24 protein-coding genes and 1 tRNA gene are annotated in these 23,863 nt (G+C 66.5%); 15 read left to right on the forward strand and 10 right to left on the reverse strand.

Going from position 1 to position 23,863, the window contains the following annotated elements:
* The 3 genes from SB4_RS20270 to mutM form a co-directional block, all read right to left on the reverse strand.
* Positions 1–465: DnaA N-terminal domain-containing protein (locus SB4_RS20270; protein WP_275044976.1), on the reverse strand; the 465-nt coding region annotated here is incomplete at its 3' end.
* A 480-nt stretch (positions 466–945) separates the two neighbouring features.
* Positions 946–1,209, reverse strand: a complete 264-nt coding sequence (gene rpsT, locus SB4_RS03545) for a 30S ribosomal protein S20 (RefSeq protein ID WP_007404699.1) — start codon at positions 1,207–1,209, stop codon at positions 946–948.
* A gap of 87 nt (positions 1,210–1,296) precedes the next feature.
* On the reverse strand, positions 1,297–2,112 hold the full coding sequence (gene mutM / locus SB4_RS03550; protein WP_058751442.1) for a bifunctional DNA-formamidopyrimidine glycosylase/DNA-(apurinic or apyrimidinic site) lyase: 816 nt from the start codon (positions 2,110–2,112) through the stop codon (positions 1,297–1,299).
* Between the two features lie 78 nt (positions 2,113–2,190).
* Here mutM and SB4_RS03555 point away from each other — a divergent pair, with 78 nt between their 5' ends.
* From SB4_RS03555 to SB4_RS03590, 8 genes are read left to right on the forward strand one after another with little or no spacing between them, the layout of a single operon-like run.
* A complete protein-coding gene (locus SB4_RS03555) occupies positions 2,191–2,922 on the forward strand; it encodes a class I SAM-dependent methyltransferase (RefSeq protein WP_058751443.1) in 732 nt (243 codons plus the stop codon).
* Between the two features lie 28 nt (positions 2,923–2,950).
* Entirely contained in the window at positions 2,951–4,486 is a 1,536-nt protein-coding gene (gene ubiB / locus SB4_RS03560) for a 2-polyprenylphenol 6-hydroxylase (RefSeq protein WP_058751444.1), read from the forward strand.
* A gap of 16 nt (positions 4,487–4,502) precedes the next feature.
* Positions 4,503–5,609 carry a hypothetical protein gene (locus SB4_RS03565; protein WP_153006053.1) on the forward strand — a complete coding sequence of 369 codons (1,107 nt, stop codon included), beginning with the start codon at positions 4,503–4,505 and terminating at the stop codon, positions 5,607–5,609.
* A complete protein-coding gene (coaBC, locus tag SB4_RS03570; protein WP_058751446.1) occupies positions 5,606–6,793 on the forward strand; it encodes a bifunctional phosphopantothenoylcysteine decarboxylase/phosphopantothenate--cysteine ligase CoaBC in 1,188 nt (395 codons plus the stop codon). The genes SB4_RS03565 and coaBC overlap by 4 nt, the downstream gene beginning before the upstream one ends.
* Positions 6,790–7,239 (forward strand): dUTP diphosphatase, encoded by a 450-nt coding sequence (dut, locus tag SB4_RS03575; RefSeq protein WP_058751447.1) that lies wholly within the window; start codon positions 6,790–6,792, stop codon positions 7,237–7,239. Before coaBC ends, dut begins: the two co-directional genes overlap by 4 nt.
* Complete coding sequence (locus tag SB4_RS03580; protein WP_058732874.1) at positions 7,236–7,655, forward strand: hypothetical protein; 420 nt, start codon at positions 7,236–7,238, stop codon at positions 7,653–7,655. Before dut ends, SB4_RS03580 begins: the two co-directional genes overlap by 4 nt.
* Complete coding sequence (locus SB4_RS03585) at positions 7,652–8,413, forward strand: HesA/MoeB/ThiF family protein (protein ID WP_058751448.1); 762 nt, start codon at positions 7,652–7,654, stop codon at positions 8,411–8,413. Before SB4_RS03580 ends, SB4_RS03585 begins: the two co-directional genes overlap by 4 nt.
* Positions 8,410–8,766 (forward strand): hypothetical protein, encoded by a 357-nt coding sequence (locus SB4_RS03590; protein ID WP_153006054.1) that lies wholly within the window; start codon positions 8,410–8,412, stop codon positions 8,764–8,766. The genes SB4_RS03585 and SB4_RS03590 overlap by 4 nt, the downstream gene beginning before the upstream one ends.
* An 82-nt stretch (positions 8,767–8,848) precedes the next feature.
* On the opposite strand, the gene galU is transcribed toward SB4_RS03590, so the two are convergent.
* Positions 8,849–9,709, reverse strand: coding sequence for a UTP--glucose-1-phosphate uridylyltransferase GalU (galU, locus tag SB4_RS03595; protein ID WP_058716743.1), 861 nt, complete (start codon positions 9,707–9,709; stop codon positions 8,849–8,851).
* A 113-nt stretch (positions 9,710–9,822) separates the two neighbouring features.
* Here galU and wecB point away from each other — a divergent pair, with 113 nt between their 5' ends.
* The 4 genes from wecB to SB4_RS03615 all read left to right on the forward strand — a co-directional run bounded on the left by wecB (position 9,823) and on the right by SB4_RS03615 (position 13,470).
* Complete coding sequence (wecB, locus tag SB4_RS03600) at positions 9,823–10,953, forward strand: non-hydrolyzing UDP-N-acetylglucosamine 2-epimerase (RefSeq protein ID WP_058751450.1); 1,131 nt, start codon at positions 9,823–9,825, stop codon at positions 10,951–10,953.
* Positions 10,937–12,205: a UDP-N-acetyl-D-mannosamine dehydrogenase gene (gene wecC / locus SB4_RS03605; protein WP_058751451.1), complete on the forward strand. Its 1,269-nt coding sequence runs from the start codon at positions 10,937–10,939 to the stop codon at positions 12,203–12,205. Before wecB ends, wecC begins: the two co-directional genes overlap by 17 nt.
* Before the next feature lie 126 nt (positions 12,206–12,331).
* Positions 12,332–13,036, forward strand: a complete 705-nt coding sequence (locus SB4_RS03610) for a metallophosphoesterase family protein (protein ID WP_241488460.1) — start codon at positions 12,332–12,334, stop codon at positions 13,034–13,036.
* 194 nt (positions 13,037–13,230) lie between these two features.
* Positions 13,231–13,470, forward strand: coding sequence for a hypothetical protein (locus SB4_RS03615; RefSeq protein WP_058716740.1), 240 nt, complete (start codon positions 13,231–13,233; stop codon positions 13,468–13,470).
* 606 nt (positions 13,471–14,076) lie between these two features.
* Here SB4_RS03615 and SB4_RS03620 read toward each other — a convergent pair.
* Together SB4_RS03620 and rpsU are read right to left on the reverse strand one after the other, a co-directional pair.
* The gene (locus tag SB4_RS03620; RefSeq protein ID WP_058716739.1) at positions 14,077–14,646 is read right to left on the reverse strand and encodes an FKBP-type peptidyl-prolyl cis-trans isomerase; all 570 of its coding nucleotides are present in this window, start codon (positions 14,644–14,646) and stop codon (positions 14,077–14,079) included.
* A gap of 163 nt (positions 14,647–14,809) precedes the next feature.
* Positions 14,810–15,016 carry a 30S ribosomal protein S21 gene (gene rpsU, locus SB4_RS03625; RefSeq protein ID WP_007404630.1) on the reverse strand — a complete coding sequence of 69 codons (207 nt, stop codon included), beginning with the start codon at positions 15,014–15,016 and terminating at the stop codon, positions 14,810–14,812.
* Between the two features lie 382 nt (positions 15,017–15,398).
* Here rpsU and cysS point away from each other — a divergent pair, with 382 nt between their 5' ends.
* On the forward strand, positions 15,399–16,856 hold the full coding sequence (cysS, locus tag SB4_RS03630; RefSeq protein WP_058751453.1) for a cysteine--tRNA ligase: 1,458 nt from the start codon (positions 15,399–15,401) through the stop codon (positions 16,854–16,856).
* A gap of 15 nt (positions 16,857–16,871) precedes the next feature.
* On the opposite strand, the gene SB4_RS03635 is transcribed toward cysS, so the two are convergent.
* From SB4_RS03635 to SB4_RS03650, 3 genes are all read right to left on the reverse strand, one after another.
* Positions 16,872–17,186: a hypothetical protein gene (locus SB4_RS03635; RefSeq protein ID WP_058716737.1), complete on the reverse strand. Its 315-nt coding sequence runs from the start codon at positions 17,184–17,186 to the stop codon at positions 16,872–16,874.
* A 113-nt stretch (positions 17,187–17,299) separates the two neighbouring features.
* On the reverse strand, positions 17,300–19,081 hold the full coding sequence (locus tag SB4_RS03640) for a methyl-accepting chemotaxis protein (RefSeq protein WP_058751454.1): 1,782 nt from the start codon (positions 19,079–19,081) through the stop codon (positions 17,300–17,302).
* Between the two features lie 186 nt (positions 19,082–19,267).
* Complete coding sequence (locus SB4_RS03650) at positions 19,268–20,299, reverse strand: M48 family metallopeptidase (RefSeq protein ID WP_082669936.1); 1,032 nt, start codon at positions 20,297–20,299, stop codon at positions 19,268–19,270.
* 195 nt (positions 20,300–20,494) lie between these two features.
* On the opposite strand from SB4_RS03650, the gene SB4_RS03655 reads away from it, so the two are divergent.
* A complete protein-coding gene (locus SB4_RS03655; protein ID WP_058751456.1) occupies positions 20,495–21,868 on the forward strand; it encodes a class II 3-deoxy-7-phosphoheptulonate synthase in 1,374 nt (457 codons plus the stop codon).
* A gap of 122 nt (positions 21,869–21,990) precedes the next feature.
* Positions 21,991–22,065 (forward strand) — tRNA-Glu (locus tag SB4_RS03660).
* A 270-nt stretch (positions 22,066–22,335) separates the two neighbouring features.
* Here the strand turns inward: SB4_RS03660 and SB4_RS03665 are convergent.
* Positions 22,336–23,832, reverse strand: a complete 1,497-nt coding sequence (locus SB4_RS03665; protein ID WP_058751457.1) for a tryptophan halogenase family protein — start codon at positions 23,830–23,832, stop codon at positions 22,336–22,338.
* Positions 23,833–23,863: the final 31 nt, after the last annotated feature.

Raw genomic sequence — 23,863 nt, forward strand, 5'->3', positions numbered from 1 at the left:
CGGCGTCGGCGTCGGCGCGGCAGCCGCCGGTACGACGCGCAACGGCTTGGGCGAAGGATCGCCGAACAAGGAGGGCTGCTCCTCGTCCTCGACCGGTTGCGACTCGACCGGGGCCGCAGCCTGCGCCGCGCGGGGAGCGGGTGCCGCCTCCATCGTCTCGACGCTGGTCAGGCGGGCGACCTTGCTGGGCGCGCGGGTCTCGATGACGACCGAGCGAATCTCGGGCAGCACGGCCTTGAATTCGAGGTGCAGGCGGTCCGCATAATGGCTGCGCACCCAATTGGTCGCAAAGGCCGAAGGGAGCGCCAGGCGGACCGTATCGGGCTCGTCACCCTCGATCAGCTCCATCGGCTTCAACCACTGGTCGAACAGGCGCGCGCCGGCCGATTCGCGCAGGTTCGCGCGAACGCGCGCCCAGGCACGGGCCTGGTCGGTCGTCGGTCGCGTTGCCTGCCAATTCGTCACACACGCACTCCAGTTTCGCCGATCGCAGGAAACGCGATCGAACCCCCAATTCCACTCGGCGACACAATCCCCATGGGCGAATCAGATACGGATTCGGCCCGGTGATGCCACTTCGCTATGTCCATGACGCGGGCACGAAGCACCGCTGCTGGGATACCGATTATGAGCCATGGCGGGGTCCGATCAAGTCCGTCCGCGGCCATAAATCTGAAATAAATCGGATTGACAGGCCAAAGGCCGCAGAATCCCGTCCAATTATCTCACAAGTACCTGATATATATAGGTATTAACCACAGGCCCAGGCTCGAGCCTCAATCCCGAATCACTCGAATCGCGGGAAATGCTGGGCTTGCGCGAAACGCGACTTTGTTCCCTCGGATCGAGTCCAAAATAGCGTTAACGCAAACCGCAGGCGCACGAAAAAACCCGCCGGGGGACCGCCCCCGGCGGGTTGCTTTCGTCGCGGAAACCGAGAGGCTTTTAGGCCAGCGCGGCGATGCGCTTGGTCAGGCGCGAGAACTTGCGCGCGACCGTGTTCTTGTGCAGCACGCCCTTGGCGACACCGCGTGCCATTTCCGGCTGCGCCGCGGCCAGAGCGACCGTCGCGGTTTCCTTGTCACCGGCGGCCAGCGCGGCCTCGACCTTCTTCACGAAGGTACGGATGCGGCTGACGCGGTTGCCGTTGATGACGGCGCGACGCTCGTTGCGACGGATACGCTTTTTGGCCTGCGGCGTGTTCGCCATGAAAACCTCTAAATCTCGATCAAAAGGGATAGCGGCGCGACGCACCAGCTTTGAAGCCGCGCCCCTTACCGGTTGGTGCGCCCGTCGTCAACTGCGCTGGCAGTTCGCGCACCAGAAAGTCGACCGTCCGGAGTCGGTCCGCCGCCGCACGATCGTGCCGCATTCGCACGGATCGCCCTCGCGGCCATAGACCCGCCACTCCTTGGAAAAGTAGCCCAGTTCGCCGTCGGGACGCACATAATCGCGCAGCGACGATCCCCCCGCCAGGATCGCGGCCTCCAGCACCGCGCGGATCGACTCGACCAGCCGAACGAGTCGCGCCTTCGATATCTGGCCGCCCGCGCGCCCCGGCGTGATCTTCGCCATGTGCAGCGCTTCGCAGACATAGATATTGCCCAGCCCAGCCACGATCCGCTGGTCGAGCAGCATCGCCTTGATCGGCGCCGCCCGCCCCTCCAGCGCGTTGGCCAGATACTCGGCGGTGAAATCCGGCCCCAGCGGCTCGGGCCCCATGGTCAGGAACGGCGGATAGCTGGCCAGATCGGCGGTCGGCCACAGATCGACGAAACCGAATCGCCGGGGATCGTTCAGCGCCAGTCGCCGCCCCGCCGCCGTCTCCAAGATTAGATGGTCGTGCGTCTGCGGCTCGCCCGGATCGATCCGCCAGCGCCCCGACATGCCGAGGTGGAACACCATGGTGTCGCCGCGATCGGTGTCGATCAGGCCGTATTTCGCGCGGCGACCCAGCGACGTCACCGTCGCCCCGGTCATCCGCTGGCGCAGGTCGGCCGGAAAGGGATGGCGCAGGTCCGGGCGGCGCGGCTCGACCAATGTCAGCTGCGCGTCCGCCAGCACCGGGGTGAGGCCGCGGACCGTCGTTTCGACCTCGGGAAGTTCGGGCATTTTCTCTCTGAATGGCTTTCGTCGCCAAACAGCTAGGTAGCGTTTGCCCCGCCAGCAAGGCCGGGCTAGGGCATCTCCATGAGCGATACCGTCTCCTTCGGCTATGAAGATGTGCCCCGCGACGAAAAGGTCGCCCGTGTCGGCAGCGTGTTTACCAACGTCGCCGCCAAATATGACCTGATGAACGATGCCATGTCGGGCGGCATGCATCGCCTTTGGAAGGACCGCTTCGTGCGCCGGGTGAAGCCGCGCGCCAGCGACCAGATCCTCGACATGGCGGGTGGCACCGGCGACATCGCCTTCCGCCTGGCCGAGTCGGGGGCCAGCATCACGGTCGCCGACATCAATCCGGCGATGCTGGAGGTCGGCATGAAGCGCGCGGCCGAGCGCGGGTTCGACGAGCTGGTCTGGACCGAGGCGAATGCCGAGTCCCTTACCTTCCCCGACAAATTCTTCGACGCCTATACGATCGCGTTCGGCATTCGGAACGTTACCGACATCCCGGCTGCACTCCGCGAGGCGCACCGGGTCCTGCGGCGCGGCGGGCGGTTCTTCTGCCTGGAATTCTCGACCACCGTGTGGCCCGGCTTTTCGGACGTGTACGACGCCTATTCACACAAGCTGGTGCCCAAGCTGGGCCAAATGCTGGCGGGCGATGCGGACAGCTATCGCTATCTGATCGAGTCGATCCGCCGCTTCCCTGACATGCCGACTTTCGAGAATATGATCCGCGAAGCCGGTTTTATCGAGACCAAGGTCGAGCCGATCATGGGTGGACTGGTCGCGATCCATTCGGGCTGGAAGATTTGATGCGAGGACGCCTGGGCGGACTCGCCCTGTGACGCAGCCGGTGGTGCATCTCTGGCGTCTGCTCAAATGGGGGCGGACGCTGGCGCGGCATGGCGCGTTGCGCGGGATCGAGCGCGATCCCAATACGCCCGCGCCCGTGCGGCGGCTGGCGCGTGTCGCGCGGTTCGGCGCGCGTGTGCCCGCCAAGCCGGCCTATGCCGATGCGTTCCAGGCGATCGGCCCGGCCGCAATCAAGCTGGGCCAGACGCTGGCCACCCGTCCCGACCTGGTCGGCGACGAGGCCGCACATGATCTGCTCCGCCTTCAGGACCAGCTGCCCCCCGTCCCCTTCGCGACGATCGCCGCCGCGATGGAGGCGAGCATGGGCCGCCCGCCCTCGCACTTCTTCGCTTCGATCGAGGAGGAGCCGGTCGGTGCCGCCTCGATCGCGCAGGTGCACCGCGCGGTGACGACCGATGGCCGCACCGTCGCGGTCAAGGTGCTGCGCCCCGGCGTCGAGGAAGACTTCGCCCGCGCCATCGACACCTATCAATGGGCCGCCGCGCAGGTCGAGGGGATGAGCGGCGAGGCCGCACGCCTGCGCCCGCGCCTGACGGTCGAGAATTTTCGACGCTGGACGCTGCGCGAACTGAACTTCCGGCGCGAGGCGGCGTCGGCCTCAGAACTCGCCGAGGCGATGACCGCCGAGCCCGACTTCATGGTGCCGCAGATCGACTGGGCCCGCTCGACGGCCAAGGTGCTGACGATCGAATGGATCGACGGGATCAAGCTGTCGAACCGGCAGGCTTTGGTGGAGGCGGGTTACGACCTGCCGCATCTGGCGCAGACCTTGGTGCGCGCCTTCCTGCGCCAGGCGATCGCGGAAGGTTTCTTCCACGCCGACATGCACCAGGGCAATTTGTTCGCCCTGCCCGGCAACAAGATCGCCGCGATCGACTTCGGCATCATGGGCCGGATCGACCGGCGCGCGCGGGTATGGCTGGCCGAGATCCTCTATGGCCTGATCACCGGCAATTATAAGCGCGTCGCCGAGATCCATTTCGAAGCGGGTTATGTCCCCGCGCACCACAATGTCGCCGAGTTCGCAACCGCGCTGCGGGCGGTGGGCGAGCCGATGCGGGGACTTCCGGTCAAGGACATGTCGATCGGCATGATGCTGGACGGCCTGTTCTCGATCACCCGCGATTTCGACATGGTGACGCAGCCGCACCTCTTGCTGCTGCAAAAGACCATGGTGATGGTCGAGGGCGTGGCGACAAGCCTCGATCCAGACATCAACCTGTGGGACTCGGCCGCGCCGTTCGTGCGCGAATGGATTCGCACCGAATTGGGGCCGGAGGCGAAGATCGCCGACCGCCTGATCGAGGACGTGCAGACGCTCGCCCGCCTGCCCGAACTGGTCCGCCGGATCGAGGCGCGCTACCCCGCGCCGGGTGGCGAGCCGCCCGCGCCGCCGCTCAAGCAGATCGAGGTGGTCCGGATCGGCGGCGGCTGGCGCTATGCCTTGCTGTCGATGGCCTCGGCGGCGGCGGGTGTCGCCGCGACGCTGGCCGTGCTTCGGTAGGGTGCCGGGGGTCGCCATGCCGGGCAGCACGCCCCCTGCCCCCCTTCGCCGCAGCCAGCGGCCGCTCTGGCTTGGCCAGCCGGGACGGATGACGGGCCTGTCGCCGATGGTCGCGCGTGGGGTTCTGGCACTGCTGATCCTGCTGATCGCTATCGGCTATGCGACACAAGGGGCGTTTGAGCCGGTCGGTGAGCGACTGCCGCCGGTCACGACCACGATCCTCGACCATGTGCGGCACGGCCAGTCCTTCTATCCCGCCGCACTCGATGCGCTGCGCGAAAATGACCGAGCGCTGAGGCCTGCGCTGTTCGCGGTGCCGCTGCCCGCGCTGTTCGTGACGCTGGCCGCGCTGCCGACCCTGGTCTGGCATGGCGGGTTGCTGCTGCTGGGCATGGCGATGATGGCGGGATGGCTGCGGCGCATGGTGCCGGTTCTGGAGACTCGGACCGCGATCGGACTGCTGGCGATCCTGCTGATCGCCGGTTTCTATCCGCTGCCCGATCGCCCGATGGTGACCGCGCCCGAAAGCTGGGCGGCGGTACTGATCGCCCTGTCGCTGGTCCAGCGGCGCCCCGAAGCGGGGCTGAGCGCGGTGGCGCTGGGGCTGGTCGCGATGATCCTGACGCCGATGGCGCTGCCCTATGCGATCGTCATGCTCGTGCTCGCGGCGCAGGCAGGCGCGCGGCGGGAGGCGATCGGATGGATGACCGCGCTGGCGGTGGCGCTGCTGGTGCTGGCGGCGCATGCCCATGCGCTGAACACGCTGGTCAGTGCGGTCGACCCGGCGATGGGCAGCCCCGTCCATGTGATCGCGCCGGGCACGCTGATCGCCGCCGTGGCGGACGCACAGGCGATCGGCTTCCTGCCAATGAGCGTGGTGGTGCCGCTGGCCGTGCTGGCCGCGCTCGGCTGGGTGCATTGGCGCGCCCCCGCCGCGCGGCGGGCGGGCGTGACCATGGCGGTCTATGCGCTGCTGACGCTGGTGACGGGATCGCCGGTGCTGGTGCTGGGCCTGTCGCCGCTCTTCTTCCTTGGCGTCGTCTTCGCGCCCGATGCGGTGCGGGAGCTAATCCTGGCCGCGCGCGACCGGCGACGCATCACCGTGACGCGAGTCGTGCGATGAGCCATATCCTGTTGATCGTCGGCGGCGGCATCGCCGCGTACAAGAGCTGCGAGTTGATCCGCCTGCTCCGCAAGAATGGCCATAGCGTCCGCTGTGTCCTGACCGAGGGAGGCAGCCATTTCGTCACGCCGATGACCTTGGCGGCGCTGTCGGAGAACCAGGTCTTCACCACGCTCTGGGACCTGAAGGATGAGGCGGAGATGGGGCATATCCAGCTCAGCCGCGAGGCCGATCTGGTCGTCGTCGCGCCGGGTACCGCCGACCTGATGACGCGGATGGCAAATGGCCATGCCGACGATCTGGCGACGACTTTGCTGCTCGCCACCGACACGCCGGTGCTGGTGGCCCCCGCGATGAACGTGCGCATGTGGCTTCACCCCGCCACCCAGCGGAACGTGGCGCAGCTGCGTGCCGATGGGGTCGAGGTAATGGCACCCGACGAAGGCGCGATGGCGTGCGGCGAGTTCGGCCCTGGCCGCCTGCCCGAGCCACCCGCGATCCTCGCCGCGATCGAGGCGAAGCTGACGCCCGCCCATCGTCCGCTGGCGGGGCGGCATATATTGGTGACGGCGGGTCCGACTCACGAGCCCATCGATCCGGTCCGCTACATCGCCAACCGCTCCTCGGGGCGACAGGGTTTTGCGGTCGCAGGCTCGCTGGCGGCGCTAGGCGCGCGGGTGACGCTGGTCGCCGGGCCGGTGACGCTGCCCACTCCGCCGGGCGTCGACCGGGTGGATGTCGAGACCGCGCGCGACATGGCACGGGCGGTCGCCGCCGCACTCCCCGCCGACGCCGCCGTCATGGTCGCCGCCGTCGCCGACTGGCGAGTCGAAGCCGCCGGACAGAAAGTGAAGAAGGACGGCGGCGCGGCCCCGGCACTGACCCTGGTCGAGAATCCCGACATCCTCGCCACCGTTGCCGCTTCACCCGATCGCCCCCGGCTGGTGGTCGGCTTCGCGGCCGAGACCGAGAACGTCATCGACCACGCCGTCGCCAAACGCGCCCGCAAGCGGGCCGACTGGATCGTCGCCAACGACGTGTCGGGCGATGTCTTCGGCGGCGAGGCGAACCGCGTCCACCTGATCACCGCCGATGGAGTCGAGAGCTGGGAGCGGATGGGCAAGGACGATGTTGCCAGGGGGCTCGCGCAACGTATCGCGGATGCGCTACAAGCGACGTCATGACGCTTGCACCGATTTCCATTGCTCTCAAACGCTTGCCCCATTCCGAGGGGCTGCCCCTGCCCGCTTATGCGACCCCCGGCGCGGCGGGCATGGACGTGGTCGCGGCCGAGACGCTGACGCTGGAGCCCGGCAAACGCGCCGCCGTCGCGACCGGCTTCGCCATCGCTATCCCGCCGGGATACGAGGTGCAGGTGCGTCCGCGCTCCGGCCTGGCGCTGAAGAACGGCATCACCTGCCTCAACACGCCCGGCACGATCGACGAGGATTATCGCGGCGAGGTGAAGGTGATTCTTGCCAATCTGGGCGACCAACCGTTCGAGGTCGTGCGCGGCGAGCGCATTGCCCAACTGGTCCCCGCCCCCGTCCAACGCGCGACCTTTACGTTGGTCGAGGAACTCGACGCGACGCAGCGGGGGGACGGCGGCTTCGGATCGACCGGGCGATGATCGCCCCGCTGCTGATCGCCGCCGCGCTCCAGGTCGCGCCCCCGCCGGTGAGGCCACCGGTAAGCCCGGACGAACCGCCACACGACTGGTCGACCCTGGCGTCGATCACCCTGCCGCCCGCCGGACCCGACATGGTGCGCTTCGTCCGCGACGAGGTCGCGGCGGGCCGCTGCACTCGCGCGCGCGCGACGGACGAACAGATGGTGCTGGTCGTGCCGATGGCGGTGCGGATCAGCGCCGACGCTGGGGCCGAAACCATCGTCCCGCTCGCGATCGGATGCCCCACGGTCGAACAATATAGCGCGGGCGTGGCGCAGCGGATGCTCCGTCATCTCGCGCATCGCACCATGATGGAGGGCGATCGCTGGTATCGCACCGTCATCACCTACACATGGCCAGGCACTGCGCCGGGATGATCCTGACCGACGACGAACTCGCCCGCTATGCCCGCCATATCGTACTCCGCGAATTCGGCGGTGGCGGCCAGATCCGGCTGAAACAGGCACGGGTCGCGGTGATCGGCGCAGGCGGTATCGGCTCGCCCGCCATCCAGTATCTCGCCGCCGCCGGGATCGGTGCGCTGACCCTGATCGACGACGATGTGGTCGAGCCGTCCAACCTGCAACGCCAGACGATCTTCACCACCGAGGATCGCGGCATCGCGAAGGTCGAGGCCGCCGCCGCCCATGTCGCACGGCTCAACCCGCATGTCGCGGTGACCGTGCACCGGACGCGCGTGGACGCGGGCAATATCGCCGCGCTGATCGAAGGCGCGGACGTGGTGCTGGACGGTTGCGACAATTTCGCCACCCGGCTGGCGGTCGCCGATGCCTCGCTGGGCTTGCGAATCCCACTTGTCTCGGCGGCGGTGGGACAGTTCGAGGGGCAGTTGGCGGTCTATCGCGGGTGGGAGGCGGACAAGCCCTGTTACCGCTGCTTCGTGGGCGATGCGGCGGACCAGGCCGGGTTGACCTGCGCCGATGACGGGGTGCTGGGGCCGGTGACCGGCGTGATGGGCAGTCTGGCCGCGCTGGAGACGTTGCGCGCCGTAGCGCCGTTCGGGCGCGACAGTGCCGGCAGCATCCTGATCGCCGACATGCTGTCCATGCGGTTCCGTACGCTGGCGCTGCCCAAGGACCCCGGTTGCCGCTGTGCGACGGCGGTGGCGGCATGAGCACGCCCCCCGCCCCGCCGTCCGGCTGGTGGAACTGGACCGGCGACAAGAGCTGGATCGGCCAGGTCACCGGCCTGCCCGACAGTACGCTGCACGCCCATGCGGGTATGGCGATCCTGGTCCTCGCCGCGCTGGTCTTGCGACGCAAACCTTGGGACTGGCGCTGCTGGCTGACCGTGCTGGTGATCGAGACGATTAACGAGGCCTATGACCTGCTCCAGCCCTTCTATCCCACCGATGAAGGCAATCTGCCCGCCAGCTGGTTCGACATGTGGAACACGATGCTGTGGCCGACGGTCATCCTGCTGACCTTCGCCTGGCTGGGGCGGCGGGCGGATGAGAGAGGGCGGTAAATTCCTCCCCTCGCAGGGGAGGAATAGAAAAAGGGGCGGTGGCCTTTCGGCCCCGCCCCTTCATCCATTCGGAAGAATCCAATCAGCCGAGCAGATTCTTCGCGAACGCGCGCACCGCCGGACCGATGTCCTCGCGCGCCAGACCCAGCGCCAAGTTCGCGGTCAGCCAGCCCGCCTTGTCGCCGCAATCGTAACGCTGGCCGTCGAAGGTGAAGCCGTGGAAGGGCTGACGCCCGATCAGCTTGGCCATCGCATCGGTCAGCTGGATTTCGCCACCCGCACCCGGCTCCTGCGCATCGAGGATCTGCATCACCTCAGGCTGGAGGATGTAGCGGCCGGGGATCATCAGGTTCGATGGCGCCTTACCCTTGGGCTTCTCGACCAGGGCGGTGACCTCGGTCAGGCGGCCGTCCTGCTTGCCCGGCGAGATGATGCCGTATTTGTCGGTCTCGCTGTCGGGCACTTCCAGCGCACCGATGACGTTGCCGCCGACCTGGTCATAGGCCTCGACCATCTGCTTCATGAAACCGCCGACCATAAGCTCGTCGGGCAGCAGCACCGCGAAGGGCTCATCGCCGACGATCTCGCGGGCGCACCACACCGCATGGCCCAGGCCCAGCGGCTCCTGCTGGCGGACATAGACGGGCGAACCGGGCTTCTGGCGGATGCCCTCGACCACGGCGAGCGACTTGCCGCGCGCCTTCATCGTGGCTTCCAGCTCGTAGGAGATGTCGAAATGATCCTCCAGCGCGCCCTTGCCGCGGCCGGTGACGAAGATGATCTGCTCGATCCCGGCTTCCAGCGCTTCTTCGACGGCGTACTGGATCAGTGGCTTGTCGACGACGGTCAGCATTTCCTTCGGCATCGACTTGGTCGCCGGAAGAAAGCGCGTTCCCAGCCCCGCCACCGGGAAAACAGCCTTGCGAACCTTCTTGATCGTCATGAAACCTCCCTGGGATGAACGGAGCTTTAACCGCATCATGCACCGCAACATAGCGTTACCCGACGAATATGCGATTAGGGTGTCCTTAAATGCGACAGGTTACGAATCGCCCGATGACGCACGCCCCGATCCTCATCGTCTTCGGCACCCGGCCCGAGGCGATTAAACTGTTCCCGGTCGTCAACGCCTTAACCCAGATCGGGGCGGCGCCGGTGCGGGTGTGCGTAACGGCGCAGCATCGCGGCATGCTCGACCAGGTGCTGGATATCGCCGGGCTGACGCCCGACCATGACCTCGACCTGATGGAGCCTGGCCAGTCGCTCGATCGGCTGACCGCGCGCCTGCTGACCGGGCTGGGCGAGGTGATGGATGCCGAGGCCCCGTCGATGGTCGTCGTACAGGGCGACACCGCCACCGCCATGGCGGGCGCGCTGGCCGCCTATTACCGCAAGATTCCGGTCGCGCATGTCGAGGCCGGGCTACGCTCGGGTGATATCTACCAGCCCTGGCCCGAAGAGGTGAATCGGCGCATGATCGCGCCGATCGCCGCACTGCACTTCGCTCCCACGGAAACCGCCGCCGCCGCCCTGCGGGCCGAGGGGATCGACCCGGCGAAGGTGCATGTCACCGGCAACAGCGTGATCGACGCGCTCCACTGGACCAGGGCGCGGATCGCCGCCGAACCCGCGCTGGCCGGTGATCTCGATCCCATATTGGCGCAGATGGCGGGCAAGCGGATCGTACTGGTGACCACCCATCGCCGCGAAAATTTCGGCGACGGCATGACCGCGATTGCCCGGGCGCTACGCCGGATCGCCGAGCGGCCGGATGTCGGCATCGTCTTCCCCGTCCACCCCAATCCCAATGTCGTGGCCGTCATGGACGAGGTGCTGGGCGACCATCCCGCCATCGCCCGCATCGCGCCCCTCGATTACCCCCATTTCGTGCGCGCGCTCGACGCCGCGCATATCGTCCTGACCGACTCCGGCGGTGTGCAGGAAGAAGCACCCGCGCTGGGCAAGCCGGTGCTGGTGATGCGAGAGACCACCGAACGGCCGGAAGGCGTCGCGGCGGGCACCGCACGGCTGGTCGGCACCGATGAGGACCGCATCGTCGGCGAGGTACTGGCGCTGCTCGACGACCCCGTTCGTCATGCCGCCATGGCGCAAGCCCACAACCCCTACGGCCGTGGCGACACCGCGCGGCAGATCAGCAGGATCATGACCGATGCCCTTGGACTCTGAGCTTTCCGTCACGGTCATGGGGCTGGGCTATATCGGCCTGCCCACCGCCGCCGTGATCGCGCGGACGGGGGCGATGGTGACCGGCGTCGACGTCACGCCCTCGGTCGTGGAGACGATCAATTCGGGCCGCGTCCATATCGAGGAGGTCGATCTCGACGGCCTGGTTTCGGGCGTGGTCGCGCGCGGCAGCCTGAAGGCCTCGCTGACCGTCACGCCCGCCGAGGTGTTCGTCATCGCGGTGCCCACCCCCTTCACCCAGGATCGCCAGCCCGACATCACCTATGTCCTCGACGCGGCACGCAGCATCGCGCAGGTGCTGAAGCCGGGCGATACGGTGATCCTCGAATCCACCTCCCCCGTCGGCACGACCGAGCGGGTGCGCGACCTGATCGGGACCGAACGGCCGGACCTGAAAATGCCCGGCGCTACCCGGCCGGGCGAGCAGGCCGATATCGCCATCGCCTATTGCCCCGAACGCGTGCTGCCCGGCCGCATCCTGGTCGAACTCATCGACAATGACCGCGTCATCGGCGGCATCACGCCGCGCTGTGCCCGCAAGGCGCTGGCCTTTTACCGGCGCTTCGTGCGCGGAGCCTGCGTCACCACGACCGCCCGTGCGGCGGAGATGACGAAGCTGACCGAAAACGCCTTTCGCGACGTCAACATCGCCTTTGCCAACGAGCTCAGCTTGGTAGCCGACACGCTGGGCGTCGATGTGTGGGAGGTAATCCGGCTGGCCAACCGCCATCCGCGCGTCAACATCCTGTCACCCGGCCCGGGCGTCGGAGGCCATTGCATCGCCGTCGATCCCTGGTTCCTGGTCGCCGCCGATCCCACCAACACACCGCTGATCCGTACCGCGCGCGAGGTGAATGACGGCAAGACCGATCATGTCATCGCCAGCGCCGCCGCTCTGATCGAGGCGCAGCCCGACGGCGCGCCCGTCGCCTGCCTCGGCCTCGCCTTCAAGGCCAATATCGACGATTTCCGGGAAAGCCCCGCGCTGAAGGTCGCCGCCGCGCTGGCCGCCCGCTTCGGCGAGCGAATCCATATCGTCGAGCCTTATGCGACGAGCCTGCCCCGCGCCTTCGACGGCACCGGCGCGCGGTTGATCGACATCGACACCGCGCTGGAAACTTGTGACGCGATGGTCGTTCTGGTCGATCACGATATCTTCCGATCCGTCCCCCTCGACGAACGGCGCGGCAAGGCGGTGCTCGACACGCGCGGGCTGTGGCGCGACCAAGGCTGAGCACGCCCTTTCATTGCATGGGGGACCGGGGAGGACTAAGGACAACCGCCTGTACCGGAAGCCATACCCTTCATGCTCGCCAAGTTACTGAATTTACGAAAGCGCGTTCCCGAATTCGTACCGGCCATGACACCCGGCCTGCGGGTCTACGCGGTTGGTGACATTCATGGTCGGCTGGACCTGCTCAACCGGATTCTGATGCAGATCGACGCTGATCACGCCGCCCGGCCGCCTGCGGAGCGTCATCTGGTGTTCCTGGGCGATCTGGTCGATCGCGGCCCCGATTCCGCAGGCGTAGTCGAACGGATTCGCACGCTGGCCGAAGGCGATCCGCATGTTCACTGCCTGATGGGCAACCACGAGGAGATATTCCTCCGGTCCATCGAGGGCGATGACAAGGCACTGCGCCTCTTCTGTCGAATCGGCGGGCGCGAAACGCTGATCAGTTACGGCGTCACGCCCGAGGACTATGAGCGGCTGGACTATGCCGAGGTCGTCGAGCAACTGCTCGATCGGGTGCCCTCGGTACATCGCGACTTCCTGACCAGCCTCCGGGAAATCCTGATCATGGGCGATTATGTCTTCGTCCATGCAGGCATTCGCCCCGGCATTCCGATCGCCGAGCAGAAGCTGGCCGAAACACGCTGGATCCGCGATCCTTTTCTCGACCACCGGGCGCCGCTCGAGAAGATGGTCGTCCATGGTCATACGGTCGCCGAAGAGGCAGAAATGCTGCCCCATCGCATCGGCATCGACACCGGCGCCTATCACAGCGACCGCCTGACCGCGCTGATGCTGGAGAATACCGACCGTCACGTTTTTTCCACCTGATGGGTCTTTACCAAGGCGAAACGTGTCGCGGGGCATTCCGTTTTGCGGCAAAGCTCAGTATAGCCGCAAAGCGGTAAAGTAATGTTGCATTGCCGCATCAGTGTGGGAGCATAACTGCCCCATGCTCGTTGGTGGGGTTGCCATGTCGCGGCTGACGTGCCATGGGCCCACTGACATTTTTAAGGGAGTTCGACATGCGTCTTGGGAAGTTTCTCGTCGCCGCTGCCGCCGTTTCGATGACCGTCGCTCCGGCGATGGCTGCGAATCCGGCTGCCAGCCTTTCGGTTTCGAAGTCGGTTCGCGCTTCGGCTCCTGCCGCCAAGAAGAACGGCCTGGCCGGCGGCGGCATCCTCGTTGCGGTTCTGGCGGCTGCTGCCGTCGTGGCCGGCATCGTGGTTGTTGCCGATTCGAACGACTCGCCCGACAGCAACTAAGTTGCTTCAGCCTCACGGCCGAAAGGAATAGCGGCCTTCGGGCCGCTATTTTTTTGCCCTGCGAAGATCGGTTAGTATGCACCCGTCGCGGTTGAGACTTCCTATTCCGCGACCAGTCCCCGGCGTTGTGGCGGCCGCCCTCACCTTCAAAGCGAGGCAAACCTACTCTGCCCATTTACTTGAGGAGAACCCCAACTGGGGAACGCCCCCCGCCGCGATATCTCTCGCCATACCAGACGTGCCAGCCTCCGATCACCCGCGCGGAATAGCCTGTCTGGATCGCCACACCCCTATTGTCGATTAGAGCTTGAATGGGCCGCTCATCAGACACTGACATGCGCCTCACTAGTCCTTGCCAGCCGCCCCCATACCCAGACGCCTTGCCACCCGATTTACAGATGCGCCTGAGGACTTCGCAGACGACTCAAGACGCCATGCAGTGCAGTGTGGAAGCGCCAAGAGCGCCGCCGCGCATCGCCCATCTCACGAATGAGACACCAGCGTCCGGCAACCCCATCGCAAGATACCGGACATAGCAAAATCGCCGGAACCCTGTGGGGCTCCGGCGATCCTATTAGATCGAGAAGTCTTGGCGGCTGGCCGCGATCAGCGGGGCGACGGCGCGCCGGGTGCGCCGCCAGGAGCCCCACCGGGCATGCCGCCCATCATCGACTGCTGCGCCTGCATCTGCCGCAGAACTGATTCGGGGATGAAGTCGAGCAACTCGACATCAAACACCAGCGTCGAATTGGCCGGGATCGGGCCGTTCGCACGATCGCCATAGCCGATCTTGGCGGGCAGCCAGAAGCGGTACTTCGCTCCCTTCGGCATCAGCTTCAGCGCTTCGGCAAAGCCGGGCAGCACGCTCGACAGCGGCATCGGCGCGGGCTGCTTGGAGGCTTCGAAGACCGTGCCATCGATCAGGCGGCCGGTATAATTGACCAGCGCCACGTCGGTCGCGGTCGGATGCGGACCGCCCTGACCGGGCTCGATCACCTTATACTGCAGCCCCGACGCGGTCGTCACGATTCCGCTGCCGCGCGCTTCGCGCAACAGAGCGGGGTCACCCTGGCGCGCCAGAAGCGCCGCCAGAACGAGCGCGGCGGCCACCGCCACCCATATCCAGACCAGATAGGAACGCCGGACGGGACGAAGGGGAACAGCGGTTACGGACATGCCTGCTTCTCGCTCTGTGCGTGGGCGTTCGTCGGATTACCCCGAACGGCAATCCTGAAGGCGCAGGACCGATTCGCGACAATGCGGACCGGCCACCGATCTGATCGTGGCCCCGCCCCGGCCGATACGGCCGTCAGGCGGGAGGCCCCGATCGTTCGGCTTATTACCGGGCGCCGTCGCGCTCGGCGCGCTTGCGCTCCAGCTTGCGGGCGCGACGCACGGCTGCCGCACGCTCACGAGCGCGCTTTTCCGACGGCTTTTCGTAGTGGCGACGGAGCTTCATTTCGCGATACACGCCTTCCCGCTGCAGCTTCTTCTTGAGCGCGCGAAGGGCCTGATCCACATTGTTGTCGCGAACGATGATCTGCATAAAAACGAATTGCTCCGGCAAAACAGGATAAAGCGGCCGCAGAACAACTGTGGCCGCATCGTCGGGCGCTCCTAGCAGCGTGACCGGCCGATGACAACCCGCTCCATCGCAATTCGCTCCGCCTCGCCGCTACCCGCCGAACGCACCGAACCGAATGGCGTTGTCATCCGCTGGTCATGCTGTGGAGAGGCAGACCACCGTAGAAGCATCGGTGTCCGGCTAACTCCCGTATGCCGGACACCCTGACATGTTCTTCGCCCCTTTCAGGAGGCAGGAACGAAAGGGCGCGGTGCCTCCCCTGTCATCGTGCCAGCCCCGGTCCGCCTTCAACCGGACCGGGGCCCTCTTTCGGGTCGCATCCGACATGGCTAAGGCAGGCGGCATGACCGCGACCGCTCCCTCGTCCAGCATCCCGCTGATCCTGTACAACAGCCTGACCCGCGCCGCAGAGCCGTTCCGGCCGATCGATCCGGCCAATGTCCGCATCTATTCCTGCGGCCCGACCGTCTACAACTACGCGCATATCGGCAACCTGCGCGCCTATGTCTTCACCGACACGCTGTCGCGCGTGCTGCGGTGGAAGGGCTGGCCGCTGACCCACATCATCAACATCACCGATGTCGGTCACTTGACCTCCGACGCCGACGCGGGCGACGACAAGATGGAGGCCGCGGCCAAGAAGAGCGGCCAGGATATCTGGGCGATCGCCGCGCATTACACGACGGCCTTCAAGCAGAATCTGCGCGATCTGGGCATTGCCGAGCCGACCCGCTTCCCCCTGGCGACCGAGCATGTCCCGCAGATGATCGACTTCGCCAAGGCGATCGAGGCGAAGCACTGCTATCGCCTGCCCGACGGCCTGTATTTCGATGTCACCACCGTGCCCGATTATGGCCGCCTGGCACGACATCAGGATGATGAGGGCGAAAGCCGAATCGATCCCGTCGCGGGCAAGCGGCATCCGGCCGACTTCGCCATCTGGCGCAGTTCGGCGCCGGGTGAGAATCGCCAGATGGAATGGGACAGCCCCTGGGGGCCCGGCGCGCCCGGCTGGCATCTGGAATGCTCGGTGATGAGCAAACAATATCTCGGCGCGCAGTTCGACATCCATACCGGCGGCATCGACCACCGCGAGATTCACCACCCGAACGAAATCGCGCAGAACCAGGCGCATAGCTGCACGGCGCACAGTGGCGCCAATATCTGGATGCACAACAACTTCTTGGTCGACCGCACCGGCAAGATGTCCAAGTCGTCAGGCGAGTTCCTGACGCTGCAGGCGCTGATGGATCGCGGCTTCCACCCGCTTGCCTACCGCCTGATGTGCCTTCAGGCGCATTATCGCTCGGAAATGGAGTTTGGCTGGGATGGCCTGGCCGCTGCGCAGGTGCGACTCAAGCGGCTGGTCCAGACGGTCGAAGGGCTGCGCACCCGCGCCGATTCGCCCGAAAAGGGCGACGCCGCCGCCTATCGTGAGCGGCTGGACGCCGCGCTGTCGGACGATCTGGCGACGCCCCGCGCGCTGCCGGTGCTGGACGAGATGCTGGGCGACAAGAAGCTATCGCCGGGCGTCCGGCTGGCGGCGCTGGCCGATTTCGATTCGACGCTGGGGCTGCAACTGGCAACGCTGACCCGTGCCGATCTGCGTACCCGGCCCAAGACAGCGACGCTGGACGATTTGGAGATCGAGGCGCAACTGGTCGAGCGTCGCGCAGCCCGGGCGGACAAGGACTTCGCCAAGAGCGACGCGATTCGCGACACGCTGCTCGCTGCCGGGGTCGAAGTGATGGACGGCGATCCGCTGGGCTGGGACTGGAAACCGGTATTGCCGGAGGGCTAAAAGCCCTCCGGCCCGTCAGCGCCGCCCGCGTGGGCCGCGCATCCGCAGACCGATGAACAGCACGGTCGGCCAGAACATGGTGTTGGCGATGTCGCCCAGCGTATCGGCCCAGCGCCACGACCCATAATGCATCCGGTCGAGGACCTCGTTCGCCGCCTCGGCCAGCGCGACGAAGGCGAGCGGGATCGGCGTCGCCAAAGACCGGCGGGTCACGATGCGCGCCAGGAACAACACGGCCATGCCCGCATGAACATGAAGCAGGCTGTCGGCCATGCCGGTTCCGTCGCCGATCCACTGGATGAAATCGGCATAGCGTGCAGGGATATCCATGCCGCGCCGCTTGCCCCGGCCAAGGGCGCGTTACAAGTGCGCTGGCGACCCGTCCGTCCCTGTCGCCCCAAAAAGGGGCTGAAAGGCGAGAATGCCCCCGGGTCGGACGCGGATCAGAAGCTGCTCCAATCGTCCTCGTCCGCCTTGACCGCCAGATTGCCCTGAACCGGACGGCTGATCCGGCGCGGTGCGGCGGAGGCAGGCGTGGCGGACGGAGACGTGGCCGGGCGACGCATGTCCACGACCGGCGCAACCGGAGCCGGAGCCGCGCCGTCGACCCGGAAACGGTTGATCTGCTCCTCCAGCGAACGCGTCTCGCCCGACAGGGCACGGACGGCGGCCGTGACTTCCTCGACCATCGCGGCGTTGGCCTGGGTCACGCCATCCATGTCGTTGATGGCCAGATTGACCTGCTGGATACTGGTCGCCTGTTCGGTCGCGCTGCCCGCTATGGCCCCGACCAGTCCGGCGATCTCGCCCATGCCGGTCGCGATCAGGCGCAGCGACTCGTCGGTCTTGCTGGCCAGTTCGACGCCACTACGCACCCGCTCGACGGTGGTGGTGATGCGCGAACTGATGTCGCGCGCCGCCTCGGCCGAGCGCTCGGCCAGCGCCCGGACTTCGGAGGCGACGACCGCAAAGCCCTTGCCCGCATCGCCCGCACGCGCCGCTTCGACACCGGCGTTGAGGGCGAGCAGATTGGTCTGGAACGAAAGGCCGTCGATCACCGCGATGATCTCGGCAATTTCGCTGGAGGAGCGTTCGATATCGCCGATCGCTGACACGGTGCGACGCACGATATCCTCGCTATTCGCCACATCGTCGCTCGCCTTGCGGACAATGCTCTCCGCCGATTGCGCCTTGGCGGCGGCGGCAGTGACCGATTGCGCGATCTCGTTCATCGCGGCCGACGTTTCCTCGATGCTGGCGGCCTGCTGCTCGGCGCGGCGGGCCAGATCGTCGGCGGCCTCGTTCATTTCGACCGTGCCGCTCGCGATTCCTGCGGCATTGACACGCACGGTCGCCAGCGCCGCCGACAGGCGCGACACGGCGGTGTTGAAGTCGCGCTCGATCGCGCCATAGGACGCCGGAAAGCCGGTCAGCTTGACCGTCAGATCGGAATGGGCAAGCTGGCCCAGCGCATCGCCGATGCGAGCGACCACCTGGTCCTGCTCGGCATCCGATTTGGCCTTGGCCATGGCCGCTTCGCGAAACACGACCACCGCGCGCGACATGCTGCCCAGTTCGTCGCCGCGATCGGCATCGGGAACCGCCACATCGTTACGGCCACGCGCCAGCTCTTCCATGACGCCGGTCAGCCGAACGATCGGCCGCCCGAGCGAACGCGCCAGCAGCATCGCCATCGCGGTCGCAACACCGATGAGCACCACGCCACCGACCAGCAAGCTCCACTGGCCCGTCCGCAGCGCATTGTTGCGCGCCGCGCGAATCCCGGCAATTTGCTCGACGACTTCGGCCCGCACGTCGCGAAGCCCTTGAAGCACCGCCGTCACCCGCACCTGCTCGCTATTGTTGCGGACAAAGGTCTGCGCGCCGTCCCGGTCGGTGCGGGCTCGTCGGATCAGCGGATCGCCGATCGTACGACGCCAGCGCTGCATGTTCTCATGCGAACGCGCGACGCGGGCACGTGCCGAGGGATCATCGACCAGCAGCGCGTCGAGTTTGCCAGCCGCTTCTACTTCCGCCTCGCGCGACGAATAATATTGCTTCAGATACGCCTCGTCCAAGGTGATGAGGAACCCGCGCATCTGGCTGTTCTCGCGCTGAATCCCATCCTCCATTTCCAGCGTATGGGTATAGATTTCCTGCGCCACCGCGCTTTTGACGGTGGTCGACTCGATCCGCGAGAGAGCCCACCACAAAACGCCGCTCATGACGGAAACCGACAGGATGACCGCCGCAAAGGATAACCCGAGTTTCTTTGGGATGGGCAAGCTTGAGAACATGGTGACCCCCGACATCGCGCAGGCCCGGACGGCCACGACTAGATCGAGTTTTACCGGCCTATTTCAAAAGAGTTCGTTAAACAAAAAGTCCTTTTTCCGATGTCTGGCAACATCTTAACGTAGAGCAATGCCAGCCTGGTCGATCAGCGGCGGATGATAGGGAATGGGTGACCCCGCCGGGATCGCGGCGATCTCCGCCGCCACGGCATCGGCCCGCGCGGAAGAGGAAGGATGGGTGCGGCTGCGGAAGATGCCGCCATCCACCTCTCCGCCATGCTCACGCCAGAAGCGCACCGCGTCCTGCGGGTCGTAACCGGCATTGCGCATCAGATGGACGCCCAGCAGGTCGGCCTCGGTCTCGGTCTGGCGGAACAGGCGACCGTTGCGCCCGAATTCGGACAGCATCCCGCGCTTCACCCCCGCTGCATCCAGCCGGTCGCGATGATGCAGGATATTGTGCGAAAATTCATGTGCGACCACGACCGCGATCATCCGGTCGTCGAACCGCTCGAAGAAGCGCGACCCGATCTGGACGATATCGCCGTCCGCCGACGCGGTCAGGCCCGGCCCGATCAGCATCTCGAAGCGGGAACGGCATCCCGGTTGCGCCGCGACCGTCACCTCCCGCTTCTGGCCCTGGCGCAGGATGGTCAGATGCAGCGGTCGATCGGCGGGCTCGGCCATCAACTGGCGCTGCGCGGCGTCGCGAGTCGCCGTGTTCGCCTGCGCCGCCCCCGCCGGATTGGACACCAGCGGCTTGCCGTCGATCGCCTCGATCGTGTCGTTCGCGACGATTCCCGCCCGCGCCGCCGCGCTGCCCGGCACCACCGCTTCGACCGCGATCGGCCCCTCGAAGCCGAAGATCGCGGGCAGCTCCTTGCGCACCGCCGGGTCATATTGGTCGATCGCGTGGATCAGGATGCCGGGCGTCGGGGCGCGCTCGCGACAGATGGCCGCATTGGCCGTCGCCAATCGCCAGGCGATGCTGCCCAGGCGCAGGTCGGCATCCCGCATCGCCCCGAACAGCGCCGTATCGTCGCTCTTTTCGGCGACCATCGGCGCGGCGGCGGGCGAAACGTCCGGCACGGCCAGCAAAAAGGCGGACAGGGCGACGATCGCCGAGGAGAGGAAAGGTGCGCGCAACATCACGGCCCCTGCTAGCCGCTCCCCGTAGGAACCGCAAAGCCGCCTGCCGCAATCCTGTGCGTCCGAGCGCAATCCGGTATCACACGCAACAATATACGCGACTTGGCCGCCCTAAACGCCAACTTCATTGCGTATGGGCGCAATTGGGCGCATGGGCGATCCTCCGATACCAGAAGACGAAAGAGCAGGACGATCATGGCCGCGAACTGGGCCCCCGAAAGCTGGACCAATGCCGAAGCGCGCCAGCTTCCCCGTTATCCCGACCAGAATGCGCTGGACGCCGCGACCAAGACGCTGGCGACCTATCCGCCGCTGGTCTTTGCGGGCGAGGCGCGCAACCTGACCGCCGAGCTGGCGGAAGTGGCCGAGGGCCGGGGTTTCCTGCTTCAGGGCGGCGACTGTGCCGAGAGCTTTGCCGAGCATAGCGCCAACAATATCCGCGACACCTTCCGCGTCATCCTGCAGATGGCGGTCGTCCTCACCTTCGCCTCCAAGCTGCCGGTGGTGAAGCTGGGCCGCATGGCGGGCCAGTTCGCCAAGCCGCGTTCGGCCGATACCGAGGTCGTCGGCGGCGTGGAACTGCCCAGCTATCGCGGCGACAATGTCAACGACATCGCCTTCACCCCCGAAGCGCGCGTGCCCGATCCCCAGCGGATGCTGCGCTCCTATGCCCAGTCGGCGGCGACGCTGAACCTGCTGCGCGCCTTTGCGCAGGGTGGCTATGCGAACCTGCACCAGGTGCACCGCTGGACCCATGACTTTATGGGCCGCAGCCCCTGGGCGCAAAAGTATAGCGAGATGGCCGACCGGATCGGCGAAGCGCTGGACTTCATGGCCGCGTGCGGCATCGACCCGTCCTCGGTGCCCCAGTTGGCGCAGACCAGCTTCTACACCAGCCATGAAGCGCTGCTGCTCCCCTATGAGCAGGCGCTGACCCGGCAGGACTCGCTGACCGGCGACTGGTACGACACCTCGGCCCATTTCCTGTGGATCGGCGACCGCACCCGCTTCGAGGGTTCGTCGCATGTCGAGTTCCTGCGCGGCATCGGCAACCCGATCGGCGTGAAGTGCGGCCCCAGCCTGGAGCCCGAAGCGCTGCTGCGGATGCTCGATACGCTGAACCCTGGCCGCGTGCCGGGCCGCATGACGCTCATCACCCGCTACGGCCATGACAAGATCGAGGCGCACCTGCCCAAGCTCGTCCGCGCGGTGACGCGCGAGGGGCATCCGGTGGTCTGGTCGTGCGACCCGATGCACGGCAACACGATCAAGGCGGCGACCGGCTACAAGACCCGCCCCTTCGACCGCATCCTGGCCGAAGTGCGCGGCTTCTTCGCCGTCCACCGTGCCGAGGGCACACATGCGGGCGGCATCCATGCCGAGATGACCGGCCAGAACGTCACCGAATGCACCGGCGGCGCGATCGACGTGACCGAGCAGTCGCTGGCCGACCGCTACCACACGCATTGCGACCCGCGCCTCAACGCGGGCCAGAGCCTGGAACTGGCCTTCCTGCTCGCCGAAATGCTCAACGAGGAAATGGCGGAACGCCGCAAGGCCGCCGCCTGACCCAGGCCAAGGGCGGGACGGCAGCACGGTCACCCCGCCCTTTTTCGAGAAATGCGATTTCTTCGGGTCCAGCGCTTGACGCCCCCGCCCCCTGCGGCTAACAGCGCCGCTCCACTGCACACGGCCCCTTCGTCTAGCGGTTAGGACGTCGCCCTCTCACGGCGAAAACACGAGTTCGATTCTCGTAGGGGTCACCAGCCGCAGATAACTGCGCTTTTTGCTGGATCGGTCGGTGGGATTTGCCGCACCAAATTCATTGATTTTGCGCCGGCACATGCGACGGGCATACGGCCCGCCGTTCCGCTGCTGACCAGCCACAGCTTCGCCGAGTATAGGTTGTCGGCCTCTCGCGGCCGCGTCCTAAAGACTCAGGGTCGGGGTCATGTGCTGCGGGAACATCTTCCACGCTGTTGGAAGACAATGTCAGGACCAACAGCGCCTTTCGGCCTCCCGAAAATGGGTCGCCGCTATGCACTCGCAGACCGACGGCCTGGGAGAGGCGGCATGGCCGCCGCCGTCTTCGCGATCTCCGCTCTCAGCGCGGCCAATTGGCGCAGATTATCTTCCGCCCCTAAGACCTCGATCAGCGGATTATGGTCGCCGGGGCGTTCGCCTTGGCCGTCCAGCACCGCGAACCAGCTGGCGTCGCGGAACAGTTCGTCGCTGGACAGGACGATTCGACCCGAGCTTCGGAAATGCCCCAGCTTCTCCGCCAGCGTGCCGGGGATCGCCATCGCCTGTCGCTCGCGCCACAGGGGTTCGTCGCGGCCGGTGGTGGCGTGGTAATGCAGGATCAGGAAATCGCGTATGTCGAGCATTTCCTGCCCGAACACCCGATTGAACTGCCGAGCGAGCAGGGGCGAGCCATCGGCCGCCGGAAACAGCGACAGGAGCTTGGCGATACCGCTCTGGATGAGGTGAATGCTGGTCGATTCCAGCGGCTCGAGGAAACCGCTGGACAGGCCGATCGCGACGACATTGGCGCGCCACGCCTCGCGTCGCATGCCGGGTGTAAAGCGGATCAGGCGGGGGTCGGCGAGCGGCGGGCCGTCCATAGCGGCGATGAGCGAGGCACGTGCGGCCTCTTCGTCCTGGAAGCGACTGGAAAAGACATAGCCATTGCCGACCCGGTGCTGGAGCGGAATGCGCCAGCGCCACCCCGCCTCGGCCGCGGTTGCACGGGTATAGGGCGTGAGATCGCTCTCCGCCGCGCTGGGCGCCGCCCAGGCCCGGTCGCAGGGCAACCAGTGCGACCAGTCGTCGAAACCGACACCCAGCGTCTGGCCGATCAACAGCGCGCGCAGCCCCGAACAGTCGATGAACAGGTCACCCGCCACGGCCTGCCCGCCGTCCAGCGTCAGCGACCGGACAAAACCGCTCTCCCCGTCCTGCTCCACCGACGCGACGACGCCCTCGATACGGGTCACCCCGGCCCGCTCGGCCAATCCGCGCAGATAGCGCGCATAGAGCCCGGCGTCGAAATGATAGGCATAGCCCAGCGTCGACAGCAGCGAGCGACGATCGGCGACGGGACGCGCGAACCGCCCCGCGCGTGCCGCCTGCGCGGTCAGTGAATAGGCCTCGGTCGGCGCAAGGTCGCCATCGGCGCGCGCGCGGATCAGGCGGTGGAGGAACATCGCCCCGTCACCCGGGGGACCGAAGGTGCCGAAGGGGTGGAAATAGCGGCTCCCCTCCCCGTTCCAGCCGACGAACTCGATACCGAGCTTCACCGTCGCCTGGGTCTCGGCCATGAACTGGCGCTCGTCCAAGCCGATGATCTGGTTGAACCAGTGGATGGTGGGAATCGTCGCCTCGCCGACGCCGATCGTGCCGATGGCATCGGACTCGACCAGCGTGATGGCGACACCCTGCCCCGCCAGCGCGCGCGACAGGGCGGCGGCCGTCATCCAGCCCGCCGTTCCCCCGCCCAGGATCACGATCCGGCGAATGCGCTTGTCCGTCATGGTCGCCAGCCTAGCCGATCAACCCCGTGCC

The organism is Sphingomonas sanguinis, from assembly GCF_001476905.1.
Lineage (GTDB): Bacteria > Pseudomonadota > Alphaproteobacteria > Sphingomonadales > Sphingomonadaceae > Sphingomonas > Sphingomonas sanguinis_B.